General features: G+C 42.7%; 8 protein-coding genes. 6 read left to right on the top strand and 2 right to left on the bottom strand.

Annotated elements, in window-relative coordinates; genetic code table 11:
• Window positions 1–160: 160 nt before the first annotated feature.
• Together QX565_RS16690 and topA are read right to left on the bottom strand one after the other, a co-directional pair.
• Window positions 161–2,119 (bottom strand): LruC domain-containing protein, encoded by a 1,959-nt coding sequence (locus QX565_RS16690; protein ID WP_289293579.1) that lies wholly within the window; start codon window positions 2,117–2,119, stop codon window positions 161–163.
• A 139-nt stretch (window positions 2,120–2,258) separates the two neighbouring features.
• A complete protein-coding gene (gene topA / locus QX565_RS16685; RefSeq protein ID WP_289293577.1) occupies window positions 2,259–4,604 on the bottom strand; it encodes a type I DNA topoisomerase in 2,346 nt (781 codons plus the stop codon).
• 422 nt (window positions 4,605–5,026) lie between these two features.
• Here topA and QX565_RS16680 point away from each other — a divergent pair, with 422 nt between their 5' ends.
• The 6 genes from QX565_RS16680 (at window position 5,027) to QX565_RS16655 (ending at window position 14,076) form a co-directional block, all read left to right on the top strand.
• Window positions 5,027–5,512 (top strand): HU family DNA-binding protein, encoded by a 486-nt coding sequence (locus tag QX565_RS16680; protein ID WP_221649135.1) that lies wholly within the window; start codon window positions 5,027–5,029, stop codon window positions 5,510–5,512.
• A gap of 234 nt (window positions 5,513–5,746) precedes the next feature.
• Complete coding sequence (locus QX565_RS16675) at window positions 5,747–6,442, top strand: SGBP N-terminal domain-containing protein (protein WP_289293575.1); 696 nt, start codon at window positions 5,747–5,749, stop codon at window positions 6,440–6,442.
• Between the two features lie 23 nt (window positions 6,443–6,465).
• Complete coding sequence (locus QX565_RS16670; protein ID WP_289293574.1) at window positions 6,466–9,531, top strand: SusC/RagA family TonB-linked outer membrane protein; 3,066 nt, start codon at window positions 6,466–6,468, stop codon at window positions 9,529–9,531.
• Between the two features lie 11 nt (window positions 9,532–9,542).
• The gene (locus QX565_RS16665; protein WP_289293572.1) at window positions 9,543–11,003 is read left to right on the top strand and encodes a RagB/SusD family nutrient uptake outer membrane protein; all 1,461 of its coding nucleotides are present in this window, start codon (window positions 9,543–9,545) and stop codon (window positions 11,001–11,003) included.
• 12 nt (window positions 11,004–11,015) lie between these two features.
• Entirely contained in the window at window positions 11,016–11,615 is a 600-nt protein-coding gene (locus QX565_RS16660; RefSeq protein ID WP_289293570.1) for a fasciclin domain-containing protein, read from the top strand.
• Between the two features lie 13 nt (window positions 11,616–11,628).
• Window positions 11,629–14,076 (top strand): polysaccharide lyase 8 family protein, encoded by a 2,448-nt coding sequence (locus QX565_RS16655; protein ID WP_289293569.1) that lies wholly within the window; start codon window positions 11,629–11,631, stop codon window positions 14,074–14,076.
• Window positions 14,077–14,105 lie beyond the last annotated feature (29 nt).

Genomic DNA, 14,105 nt, shown 5'->3' with positions numbered 1-14,105 from the left:
GAATCATATACTAAAGAACTCCCGCACGCTCTGTTTTGTCTGCTCCACCCGTTATTCCGGAAAAGAGTTGCAGAGATTGCATTCGTTGCTTATTCTGAATTGCTGTTCGGTCTGATTTATTCTATCCGGATAAAGGATATAAAATCTCTGTCCGCTGATCTTACTTTTTCTTATGTAAATACCAGTCTGCATTTTCTGTTCCCTTGCTTTGAACCCAATGTGAAAATTCCGGATAGAGCATGTCTATACGTGTTCCCTCTTCCTCTTTCTTATAGTCAAAGTTTTTAATATTGGGGATATTTATGGCATATGGCATGTTCTCTTTTCCTATGTAATACATCTGTTGTGTCGGATCGGAGATGTCGTTCTTAGTGCCAAAATAGCTTGTATCCATTCGTTTGGTGGGTGCATAATTGGGCAGATGTAATTCTTTACCTCTTTCTTCGTGTGCATCGATAATAATGAATGGATTATAAGGAGGCAGTAAGAAGGTTGATTCGGACTGCGGACTTGCAAATGTAGTTTTTACAATAAACTTACTATGCTGTTTGGTTGCCTTTTTCATGTCATCAGCAACTATAATTATTGCATTGTCGTTGTCAACTCTTTCCTCAAGTCCTTTACTGTCAAACTGGAACAAAGGGCTCGAAGTAAATTCGTAGTTCTCAGATGTTATCTGTACCGAGCTTACTTTGTCAGGCGTAACGGATAGTTGGTATCCGAATCCATTAAACTTATCATATCCTGCACCATCCCAATAAGGAAGTATCTGATCTTCTGTTGCAATGATTTGATTCTTATCGTTTTTGTATACTTTTGATTCATAGTAAATCACTACGTCGTTCATGTCATAATCTCCTTCTTTGGGCCATAGGTCTTCAAAGGAAAGCATTCCAAAATATGTTGTGTAGTTATCCGCTTCTGAAGGACCAGGATTTTCCGGTTTTTCCAGATCCGGTATATTATTCCCGCCAATAGCTCCCGATACGTCTGTATGAAGATACAATACAACATCCGTATAGTTAGAGATATTTGCTATGGGTCTGTCTTCCATACCAATAATCACCGAACTATAATCTTTATTGAAAATAGCGATAGTATGCTGTGCATTTTCATCCCCACTTCTTGTGTTCAGCTTGTCGGTTGAATAGTAATTATGATTTCCGCCGGAGCTTCCTACATTACCGTCTTTAAATGAACTGGAAGAAACTCCCCAACCGATAGTAACCCCTTCCGGGAATTCATCTTCAAACTTTCCGTCTTTTTCATTCCAATACCGCAATTGTACTGTACTGCCACAGGAGATCCCGGCTGATACCGGATAGGCTATTATTTTTTGAATATCGTTAACAGAAGCAGGTTCTTGTCCTGTAGGATAAGTATAATAAATAATTGTATTACTTACTGCCGGTGCATACTTACCTATCATTACTAAATCCACTTTTGTTTTTTTGATGATAGGTATTCCTCTTTCATTACCCGGATCGAAGTATTCGGGGTGAGCGCCTCGCATACCTTTTGGATAGTCTTTGATTTTTGTAGCTTCGGTGATGTAGTATAGCTCATTCTCGGGGAAATTAAAGCGGCTGGGTGTCAGGTAAGCCGGATAGCCGAATACGTCCCAATCGCCTATTACTTTCATGTCCGCAGGGTAAGTATACGGCATACTTCTGGTTACGGCGGCTCTTGTTTGCGACTTTGCTGTATGGACGTTAGCAAAGATGCCATTTGCTGTAATCTCTGTTTCAATAAAAGGAACACCTACATAAGGAGAGTAGACATATGCTTTCTTCAGGTAAGACGGGAGTACGGTTTGTCCTTTCAGCTTTCCTTGTTCATCTGTGATACCGCGATAAAGGGGTTCAATGTCTTTTTTAGTAATGACTCCATCGTTATCTTCAAAAGGATTTTCACCATAGACTTCTACCAGAACCGGATAGTCTTCCAATCCTAAATCTATATTTATCGGACAATCGAGAGTCGTTTGAAAGTCGAAATAATCACTTTTTACCGGGTTAGGAACAGGCTGTGATAAATCAACATCTTTTACGCAGGAAGATAAACTGATTAGCAGTGATATACTGGCAATCTGTAATGTTTGTGTGAGACTTTTTTTCATATACTAAAATGTTCGTATGTTTGCGTTGCAAATATACGAACAAAAAGAATATAAACAACTGGATATTAGGAAAAAAGTATATATAAGCCAAAAAGGCATTCCAGAATCCCGGAATGCCTTTTTGGCTTATATGTACTTTTTATTTTTTCTTTGTCGCCCGTCCTTTTTTCGGAGTAGTGGCGGCCTTCTCACTCTGTAGTTTTATAATATCAAGACAAGTTTGAAGATTCAAATCCTGTGGGACTACATCTTTCGGGATCTTATAATTACTGCCCTTGTAAGCAATGTAAGGACCATATCTTCCGTTCAGAATTTGTAATTCCGGTTCTTCTGCAAATTCTTTGATATGCTTTTTGGCTTCTGTTGCACGTTTCTCCTGGATCAGTTCGATTGCTTCTTCAAGCGTTATAGCCATCGGATCAAGTGTTTTCGGCAGAGATATATACTTATTGTCATGACGAACATAAGGACCGAAACGACCTGTACCTATACTTACCTCTTTGTCTTCATATTCTCCTACTACCCGTGGAAGTTTGAATAATTCCAGCGCTTCTTTCAGAGTAATCGTTTCCATTGACAACCCTTTCTCCAAACGGGCAAAACGCGGTTTTTCTTCAGAGTCTGTACTTCCAATCTGTATAACCGGTCCGAATCGTCCTATCTTTACGGATACAACTTTACCTGTTCCCGGTTCTTCACCCAGGATACGTTCGCCTACTTTATGTTCACTTTTCGTAGCTAAAGTTGATTCAACAGATGGATGGAATCCCTTGTAGAAGTGTTTCATGATAGCAGTCCACTTCTTTTCTCCGTCTGCCACTTCATCAAACTCTTTCTCGATATTGGCTGTGAAGTTATAATCCAGAATATTGGAGAAGTATTCGGTCAAAAAGTCGTTTACTACAGTTCCGATATCGGTAGGGAGCAGTTTCGATTTTTCTGCTCCTACGATTTCAGTATGTATAGCATCAGTTATCTTTTTATCTTTGAGTGTCAGTGTATTAAATGACCGTTCTTCTCCCGGTTTGTCGCCTTTTTCCACATATTCACGTTGCTGGATGGTGGAGATAGTAGGTGCATACGTTGAAGGACGACCGATTCCAAGCTCTTCCAGTTTGCGCACCAGGCTGGCTTCGGTGTAACGTGACGGACGTTGAGTGAAACGTTCTGTTGCTACAATGTCTTTGCGGTTAAGTATCTGTCCTTTCTTCAATGGAGGAAGCAGATGGCTTTCATCTTCCTGCTCGGTATCATCATCATAAGACTCTTTATATACACGCAGGAAACCATCAAAGGTTATTACTTCTCCGATTGCTGTGAAAGTATCATTGTTAGTACTGATGCCAATAGTCGCTGTTGTTTTTTCCAGTTCGGCTTCGGCCATCTGCGAGGCAATCGTACGCTTCCAGATCAGGTCATACAGCCTTTTCTCTTGTGAAGAAGCTTCCACAGTAGCATTTTCCATATAGGTAGGACGGATCGCTTCGTGTGCTTCCTGTGCTCCTTTGGTTTTTGTAGTGAAGTGGCGCGGGTGCACATATCTTTCGCCCATCATGTTGATGATGGCTTGTTTGCTTCCTTCAGTTGCATATTCCGAAAGGTTTACCGAGTCGGTACGCATATAAGTAATAAATCCGGCTTCGTATAGCTTTTGTGCCAGCATCATGGTTTGTGCTACTGTATAGCCTAATTTACGTGCTGCTTCCTGTTGCAGGGTAGAGGTGGTAAATGGTGCCGCCGGACTCTTCTTTATCGGGCGTTTGGTAATGTCTTCAATGGTGAAAGTAGCTTCTTTACAGGTTTCAAGAAATGCCTTCGCTTCTTCTTTGGTTTTGAGACGATGGGCCAATTCGGCTTTCATTTCTACCAGTTTGCCGTCAATGTCCGGCACAAGGAATATGGCTGTAACCCGATAAGAAGCTTCGCTTTTGAATGCTTGTATTTCACGTTCGCGTTCTACGATCAGGCGGACAGCTACCGACTGTACACGTCCGGCAGAGAGAGCAGGTTTAACTTTTTTCCACAATACGGGAGAAAGTTCAAAACCTACGATTCGGTCAAGGATGCGTCGGGCCTGTTGTGCATTTACCAGGTTAATATCGATTTCACGCGGATTCTCGATTGCTTTTAATATGGCAGTCTTGGTGATTTCATGAAAGACAATTCGTTTTGTTTGTTCCGGCTTTAGCTTTAGCACTTCATAAAGATGCCAGGCAATAGCTTCTCCCTCGCGGTCCTCATCGGATGCGAGCCATACGACATCTGCCTTTTGGGCTTCTGCTTGCAGCTTCGCTACCAGCTCTTTTTTATCTGCAGGTATTTCATAATTCGGCTTGAAATCTTTTTGGATATCAATACTAAATTCTTTCTTCTTCAAGTCCCGGATATGTCCGTAACTGGAAAGTACTTTAAAATCTTTCCCAAGAAACTTTTCAATCGTTTTTGCTTTGGCTGGAGACTCGACAATTACAAGGTTTTTCTGCATAGTTTTTACTTTAATAAGGATGCCGGGGGGATGTCTTTCTAAGTTACAACCTCTTTACATCATAAAATTCGGAGGCAAAAGTAGAAAAAAACATTTTCCTTACCTTATAATATAGAGAGAATCTGTTTCTTTTTTGCAAAAAAAGACTTTTTTTAGGACTCGGAAGAGGTGGGGTGTGTGAAGATATGTTTTAACCAAATCTGCTTTTCTTACCAGGATTGTTTGCTTTCCCCGTAAAGAAAGGTTATCTTTGTCGTAATCGCTCGTTGTTTTACATGTACATGTAAAGCTGCTCCACATGCACATGTCGTATTGCCTGAGATGTACATGTCGTACTGCTTTAGATGTACATGTAAAACAATAAAGGACTACGGGAAAAGTATCGGATGTTTAAACCCTAATCAATAAACACTTATAAGAAAATGTCAATACCCTATTTAGTAAGAAAGAAAGTGAGCGTCATAGGCGGTAATAAGAAAGTGCGGTGGTATGCTGTACAGAAAAAGCTGCAGGAGCGCGGTGGTAAAACGGAGGAAGATGTGGCCCGTATCGTAGCAGAGCGGGGCGGATTCCGGGAAGGTGAAGTACAAGGCATCCTGACGGATGTCTCTTTGGTACTGGGAGAACTTCTGGCAGAAGGATATTCGGTGAGTCTGAAAGGAATCGGTACATTTCAGGTAGCTCTTACCAGTCCGGGAGCAGAACGCCCGGAAGATGTAACTCCGGCGACAGTGGAAGTGTCGCGTGTTTATTTTATAGCGGATCGTTGGTTAACGAGGCAAATCAGGAAAATGAAGTTTATTCGTATACCGTTGTCGAGCTATTTCCCGAAATCGATGTTGAGCAAAGAGGTGATAAAGGAAGAGAAAGCACAGGGCGATTTGCCGGGAGAGAGATTGGAGGATTAGCTGATTGCTTGTTCTATTCGACAGAAGGAGAATACTTTTCGGAGTGTTCTCCTTCTGTTTTTACAGAAAACTTATTCAGACAAAACAAAAAGCAAATAAAGCAAAGCGGGAATAAGGCTCTCCACTACTTTTGCAGCAGATAATCTGAGTTGCAGGGGATATGTTTTAGTTTTCAATATTCATCCCGATGACACAGAATAATGAGCTAAGTTTAACTTTTTAATGAATAGTAGTATGAAAAAACATGTTTTTCATCTGAGCATTTTACTCTTTGTGACGACTTTAGTCTTTTCCGGTTGTGGAGAGAACAGCATGGACGATGAACCGAAGTCTAATATCCGTAGTATTGTATCTTTTATTATCAAACCTGCTCCGAATGCAGGAAATGTACAGATACAACATCAGGGTATCATTGATGAGGCTAATAAAACCATTACAATTAAATTGCCGCAGCATCTGGATCTGACGGCCATTCGCCCTTCTATTATTGTCGGTCCCTGGGCTACTGTGTATCCTCAGAACCTGGAGGCGGTAGATCTAACAGCGGATGGATTTGAATATACCGTGACTGCACAGAGTGGAAAGCAAGCAGTTTATACGGTTATTAAAGATATGAGTTATCTATATTCAAAAGCCCAGATTTATGCTCTTTCATTCCCGGAAATAATTGATCCGGAAACCGGAGAACCTGTACGGGCGCTTGCGGTGGAATCGGCCAAAACAATTCGTGTGGAGGTTCCGAAAGGCACCAATATAACTCATCTGACTCCTTTATTAGAACTTTCACCCGATTCGTATAATGCAGTGTTTACTCAACCCTGGGATACCCCGCAGGATTTTACCAATCCTGTATCCTATACTCTCACCTCTGAGGATAAGAGTAAGACTGTTACATATACAGTAACTGTGGTAGAAAGACAAGAAGATTAATTTATTAAAATACGAATAGATATATGAAAACACACGTGATGTTGTTTTGTCTCTTCTTCAGTCTGCTGACGGGAGGGACATTGATGGCCCAGAATATACAGGTGTCAGGAACTGTTTCCGACTATATGGGGCCTATGGTAAGTGTGACTGTCCGGCTTCAGGGAACCGGAACCGGGACAGTGACCGATATGGACGGAAAGTATTCGCTCCAGGCACCCGCCAACGGGACGTTAGAATTCTCCTTCATGGGATATGAAACTCAGGTAGTGAAGATAAACAAACGCAATGTAATCAACATAACTCTGAAAGAATCGTCGGAGACATTGGATGAAGTGGTAGTAGTAGGCTACGGTACGGTGAAAAAACGTGATATTACCGGTTCTATCTCTTCTATAAATGAGAAAGATCTCCAATCTAACGAACCGATAAACTTAGGCTCGGCTTTGCAAGGCAAGATTTCGGGCCTGGACATTATGGGAACTTCCGAACCGGGGACTGCCTCTACTTTCCGTATCCGTGGTGCTTCTTCTTTAGGAGAGGGAGGTTCCAATCCGCTGTTTATTGTAGATGGTATGGAGGTGGCGAGCATCGAATCCATCAACCCGAGAGATATCGCTTCGGTGGAGGTGCTGAAAGATGCGGCATCGGCAGCTATCTATGGTTCGCGTTCGGCTAATGGTGTTATTTTGATTACTACTAAACAGGGGACAGAAGGAAAAGCGAAAGTATCGCTTAACTACTCCCTCAAACAATCACAAATTGCAAAGACACTTCCACAGATGAGCCGTGAAGATGGTATCGAATATGAAAAACTGCGTAACTATTACGATGGGCTTTACAATAATATCGCCAACCGCGACTCATTGAATCCTTCGTATACAGCCGACAATTACTACCAGGAATTGCTTTTCCGCAAGGCATATACTCATCAGTTGGACGCCAGTGTTTCGGGAGCCACTGAGAAAATCAAGTACTTTATGAGCGCCGGATACCTGGACGAACAGGGAATTCAGCTGAATACCTACAACAAACGCCTTACTACCCGTATGAATGTTGACTTCAAGGCTTCTTCCCGTCTGAACATCGGCAATCGTCTTGCTCTTTCCATCTCCGATCAGCGGCGCGCCACTTCCGAATCGCGTTATCGTATTCTGCAACGCCCCGCCAACTATAATGTGATAGAGCCGGACGGTAGTTATACGCCTATTCTTGCAAGCAGAAGTAATCCGCTTGCCGAGACGATGGTAGGAAAGAATAATTATAAGATCTATGAGCTGAATCTATATGACTTCGCGGAGTATGAGATTCTCAAAGATCTGAAGTTCAAAGCAAGTATTGCCGGAAACTTTTACCTGCAAAAGTATCAGAGCTTCCGTCCTGCCATTCTTGACGTAAATGGCAGACGCACTTCTGCTAACGAAGACTATCTCACTACCAACTGGACACACGAAGATGTATTGACCTATAATAAATCATTCAATGATCACGCATTAAGTGCTCTTGCGGGATTTAGTATTCAGAGTTATACAGCCGAGACTACCCGACTGGCCGTACTCGACAATATCAGCGATGCCATCGAAATATCGTATGCGTATGGTGGAGTCGATATGTCTAAAACCTATGCTATCAGTACTTCCAACCGGATGGCTTCTTTCTTTGGCCGTTTGTCATACAATTATAAGGGGCGTTATCTGGTGAACGCCAACGTTCGTTACGATGGCTCTTCCCGTTTCGGTGTAGACAAGCGCTGGGGTGTTTTTCCTTCCGTATCTTTGGGGTGGCGTTTCTCTGACGAAGAGTTCATGAATTGGATGAAACCCTTTGTAAATGATGCTAAGCTGCGTGTAAGTTATGGTGTGACCGGTAATCAGGTGGCAGGTAATTTTGCCTCATATGGTCTTTATTCGATTAATTATTATGCTGATATGTCCGGCATTTATCCTTCACAGTTGGAAAATAAAAACTTGGGTTGGGAGGAGACAACGCAATATAACTTTGGTCTGGACCTTAACTTCCTCGACGGACGTATTAATCTGATTGCTGATTATTATATTAAGACTACTTCGGACATTCTTTATCGTGTGAAGATTCCGCAGACAACCGGGTTTAACAGCGTTTTTCGTAATGTAGGCGATGTACGTAATCACGGTTGGGAGTTCACAATCAATACAACCAATATTCGTACCCGCGATTTTGAATGGAACACAAACCTTAATCTTTCATTCAATAAGAATAAGATAATCTCCGTTCCCGAAGGCGGACAGCAGATTCTTGACTGGGTATACCTGCTCGACAAGGGATATCCCGTAGGAACGATGTATGGCTGGAAAGCACAGGCCATTTTCCCCTATGATGAGTCCAATGCCTTTACTCCGGACTGGCGGCAGCTGACTCCCGTATTCGATGAAAAAGACCGCTTTACAGGCTATCAGCTGGACGGTGCTCCTTACAACGGAGATATTCAGCAACTCCGTTTCAGTACTGAGAGCGGACAAGTGTTCAAAGGAGGAGATGTGATGTGGGAAGACGTGAACAAAGATGGCGTGATTGATGCTAAAGACCGCCAGGTCATTGGTAAGGGTCAACCGGTTGTGATCGGTGGATTTGGCAATGACTTCAAGTACAAAGGTTTCGGTCTTTCTTTCTTCTTCTCGTTTGCCTTGGGAGGCGATGCGTTTAACTTCTTCGATCAGCAACGTTCCGAACACCGTTATTCGCCGATAACACGTGCCAATCCTATTAACCTTGCTAACTCCTGGAAAGCTCCCGGTGATATAGCCAGATACCCGAAACCAGCCCCATCGGCAGTGAATAATACGCGTATCGAGAGTAGTTTGTGGATAGAAGATGCTTCTTATATCCGTTTGAAAAACATTCGTCTTTCCTACGACCTGCCGAAGCAGATAGCAAAAAAAATCAACCTGGAATCCGTCAGCTTCTCACTGATGATGCAGAACTTCTTTACCTGGTCCAATTATTCCGGTTTTGATCCGGAACTTCCCGGTAAGAGTGCCTTCACCGTTGGATATGACGATGTGTCTTATCCGCGTGCAAAAGATATATTATTTGGTATAAACGTTAACTTTTAGATGATACAGATATGAAAAAGATAGGATTCATTTCTCTTCTGGTCTTGATGCTGACCTCCTGCCTGAACGACTTTCTGGATGTACAGCCTGTAAGCGATATCTCCACCAATAAGTTTTGGAAGACGGACAACGATGTCCGTGCCGGACTGAACTCTGCGTATGCTGCGTTGCAACAGACCTATAACAAAAATACCGGGGCCAATTATATGACCTGGTTTGAGGTACGTTCGGACAACTTTATCGGCTCTACTGCATCGAGCAACAATCAGCCCAATGCACCGATTAATACAAACAATCTGAATTCATCGTATCTTTCTTCCGATTGGAATGAGTGGTATAAAGTGATTTCTATTGCCAATTATGGCCTGCACTTTATACCTGGGGTACAGGATGTGACTGATAAAGTGCGTAATAATTATCTGGCAGAAGCTTATTTCCTGCGTGCTTTCTCTTATTTTAATCTGGCACGTATCTGGTGTAATGTTCCTCTGGTGACAAAACCGGTACTCTCTCTTTACGATGTGGATAAACCAAAACAGGCTTCCCAGGCTGACGTCTTGAAGCTGGTGGGCGAAGACTTGAAAGAAGCAGTCCGCCTGGTAGATACGGGTGCAGGAGATGTCTTTCGTTTCAACGCAGGAGCTTTGTATATGCTTTATACGGATTACGCTATGTGGATGCATGATTATGAGGCTGCCGAATTATATTCGCGTCTGCTAATGGAATTGAAAAAGTATAAGTTGGTGGAAGGGGTGAACTTCGCTACTGTATGCTCCAATGCAGAAACTACGGAGAATATCTGGACTATGAAGTGGAGTTATGAAAACAACTCTTACGTGCAGTTTATCTATCAGATGCATGTTGTTTCCGGCACACAGATGATTCCTTCATTGCGTGTGAAAGAGTTATGGGAAACGCCGGAATACCGGAAAGACTACCGCCGGTATCAGACTATTGACTCTACGGTAGTTTATTCAAGCAATCATGTTGAACGTTTCAATGGTCGTGCTGCCATCTGGAAATGGTGTCCGGGCGAACGGATGAAACAGTCGGATGTGAAATACTTCCCGCTCTATCGCTATGCTGATGTACTATTGCTTCGTGCCGAAGCACTGAATCAGTTGAACGATTATGAAGGTGCTGTCGCTCTGTTGAATCAGATTCGTAAACGTGCCGGCATTACAGAAAAAGAGATGAGTGAATTTGATATTACTGCCGATAAGAAGACGGCTATTGAAGATGCCATACTTCAGGAACGTCAACTGGAATTATTGGGTGAAGGCAAACGCTGGTTCGACCTCATTCGTACGGGACGGGCAATGACAGTGATGAATGATTTCTTCGAAAATTATATCCGGCAGTATTCCAATTTCAATTGCCAGACATTCGCAGAAGAGTGGCAACTTTACTGGCCGGTCTACCATAATAACCTGATGGAAAACGAGAACCTTACGCAATTCGGAAAATATTAAAGATGAATCAAAATGAAAAAGCTATATTCTATATTAATGATGGGGATACTGGTTGTTCTATTGTCCTCCTGCAACCTGTTCGGACTTGAACTGCAAAGAGATGCCGAATACAATTACAGTCCTGTACAGCTGACGATGGACATCACTGCTTACGAGTTTATTGAAACCCGGCGAAATATGGATATGTTTCTGCTTTATAAAGCAATCGAAAAAGCCGGCTATCGGGAGGCTTTTGAAACAAACGACCGTACGTATATCGTACTGAACGACGATGCATTGAGCGCTTATCTTTCCAGCAAACGTTTTACCGGACTGGATGCGATGTCGGTAACACAGATTCGTGAGATGCTTGATACATACATAATCAAGGGATGTTACCACGCTCTCGATCTTTCTACTACTCCGTTGGAAGTAGAGATTTTGAATCCAAAAACGCGGATGTTTCTCAGCTTGCGTCCGCAAGCCAGTGATGTGTCCGACCAATATCAGGTGATTATTAATAATGTCACCGGGTCGGGTAAAGTGACCAATGTGGTTACCTCCAATCTTCGGCCAACTAATGGAGTGATACATGTAGTGGGTGATTTCCCCGAATATATAGTACCAGAATGAAATATATAATTGTATGAAAACAGCCTTTCGTTTATTAACTGTATTCGTATTTGCAATGTCCGGCTTCCTGCCGGGCGTTGCAAATACGCGTTTTATTTTGCCCCTCTCTGTAGAGGCTAATGAGTTTGAAACTATGATGGAGAAGGTCCGGGCAGAGTTTGCCAAGAGTCCTTCCATTGACGACGCATTGAGTAAGTACAACGCAACCAATGGTTCGTTTACCGATATTGATTATAGCAAAGAAGACCGTACCGACTGGGAACCACTGACCCATATTGACCGTGTGTACGACTTTGTCTTTGCCTATACTAATCCAGGTAATAAATATTACGAGAGTGAGGCTTTGTATGAGAAGATTGTGGCTGCGCTAAACTATTGGTATCAGCGTAATCCGTATTGTGATAATTGGTGGTATAACCAGATTGCCGAACCGCAGCGTATCGGTGTGCTACTTATCCAGATGCGTATCGGTAAACAACAGATTCCCGCTGATTTGGAGAATCGTACTTTACAGCGTATGAAAACCGATGGTGGTAATCCGGCAGACTGGACAGGGGCCAACCGGACAGATATTGCTTTGCATTGGATTTACAGGGCCTGCCTCACGGCAGATGTAACATTACTCCGTAATGCTATTAATTATGTCTATAATCCTGTACAGTATACCACGGGTGAAGGTTTCCAGCATGATAACTGCTACTTCCAGCATGGGGCTCAACTTTATATCGGTGGATACGGCGATGAAATATTGAAAGGGGTTACTCAGGTAGCTATGTATACGCGAGGTACACAGTATGCCTTGTCCGAAGCCCGGTTGCAGCTATTGAGCAAATTCATGCGCGAAACGTATTATCAGACAATTCGTGGTGCTTATATGCTGTTTGATGTTTTAGGTCGTGGTGTAAGTCGTCCCAGCGGAACAAGTAAAGGAAGTACTTCTCTTTATGCTGAACGTATGATGATACTTGACCCGGAACATGCCGAAGAATATGCTGCGATTATCGAACGTCTTGGAGGCCGTAAATCAGCGGATTATGGAGTGAAACCGTTGCATACCCATTATTTTCGTGGAGATTATACTTTACACGTTCGTCCCGGATATACATTTGATGTCCGTACGGTTTCTACCCGTACCATGCGTTGCGAATATGGTAACGGTGAAAACTTAAAGACTTATTTCATGTCCGATGGCTGTACGAATATGGTGATTAAAGGTAATGAGTATGCCGGTATTTTTGCTATGTGGGATTGGGCACGGATTCCCGGAGTTACTGCTCCTCAGATGAAGACCATCCCTCAAGCAGTCAGTGACTGGCAAACAAGAGGGACCTCCAAGTTTGCCGGAGGAGTGTCGGATAGTATCTATGGCGCAACGGCCTATTCTTATGAGGATAAATACAAAAACATTAATACTGCTGCCCGTAAGGCATGGTTCTTTTTTGATGACGAAGTGGTTTGTCTTGGTGCAGGAATAACTTCTACAGCAACGGTTCCCGTGAATACGACTATCAACCAATGTACTTTGGTAGGAGGTAAGGCAACTGTCTCTGCCAACGGACAGGTGGCCGAAGTTGCCATGGGAGAATATGCCTACGACAATAATTTGAATTGGGTATGGCATAACAATATAGGCTATGTCTTCCCTGATGGAGGAAATGTTTTCTTGTTGAATCAGAGCCGTTCCGGTAGCTGGTATGATATCAATACAACTGCTTCGAAGACGGTGATGAAGAAAAACGTGTTTACACTTGGGTTCAATCACGGGCAGTCGCCGAAAGATGATACGTATGCCTATATTGTTGTTCCGAACAAGTCATCTGCTGCAGAAATGGCCGCTTATCCGATGGATAATATCGAGATTCTGGCAAATACAGATTCAATGCAAGTAGTTAGAAATAAGAAGTTAGGTGTTTGGGAGTTTATATTCTATCAAGGTGCAACTTTCACTCACGGTGAACTTAGTGTCAAAGTAAATAAAGGATGTGCCCTGTTATTTAAAGACATTGAAAAAACTTCCGTACAGTTTCATATTGCCGATCCGGCACAGACACAATCAAAGATAAATGTAGAGGTACATATTCCCTCCGTGTCTCTGCAGACAAAGAGTATAGAATGTGATTTTACCGGTACGGGTATCTATGCCGGGCAGTCGAAAGTATATACTGTAGATACAAACTCTCCTACCGGATTACAACCGGTAGGTACGGTTTCTGCCGTCGGACTTTCGGTATACCCCAACCCGGCAGCAGTAAACGAACCGGTATCTGTTGTTTGGGAAGAGGGTAAATTGTCATCAGAAGATATTGGCAGGATTGACTTTTATACATTGGCAGGAACCTGCGTTACAAGTTGTGAAATGAATGGTGGAAAAGCCTCCGTTTCGTTCGATAAATCAGGATTGTATATTGGTCGGGCACAAGGGAAAAATCCGGTCAATAGTATTAAGGTGCTCGTGAAGTAGTTAAAAAGCGAATCAGGCAAAATAAAAGA

Origin of the sequence: Bacteroides sp. 41_26 (genome assembly GCF_949740115.1) — a bacterium.
Classification (GTDB): domain Bacteria; phylum Bacteroidota; class Bacteroidia; order Bacteroidales; family Bacteroidaceae; genus Bacteroides; species Bacteroides nordii.
The sequence above is the reverse complement of the archived record's forward strand: the minus strand, read 5'-3'. Positions and strand labels throughout refer to the sequence as shown.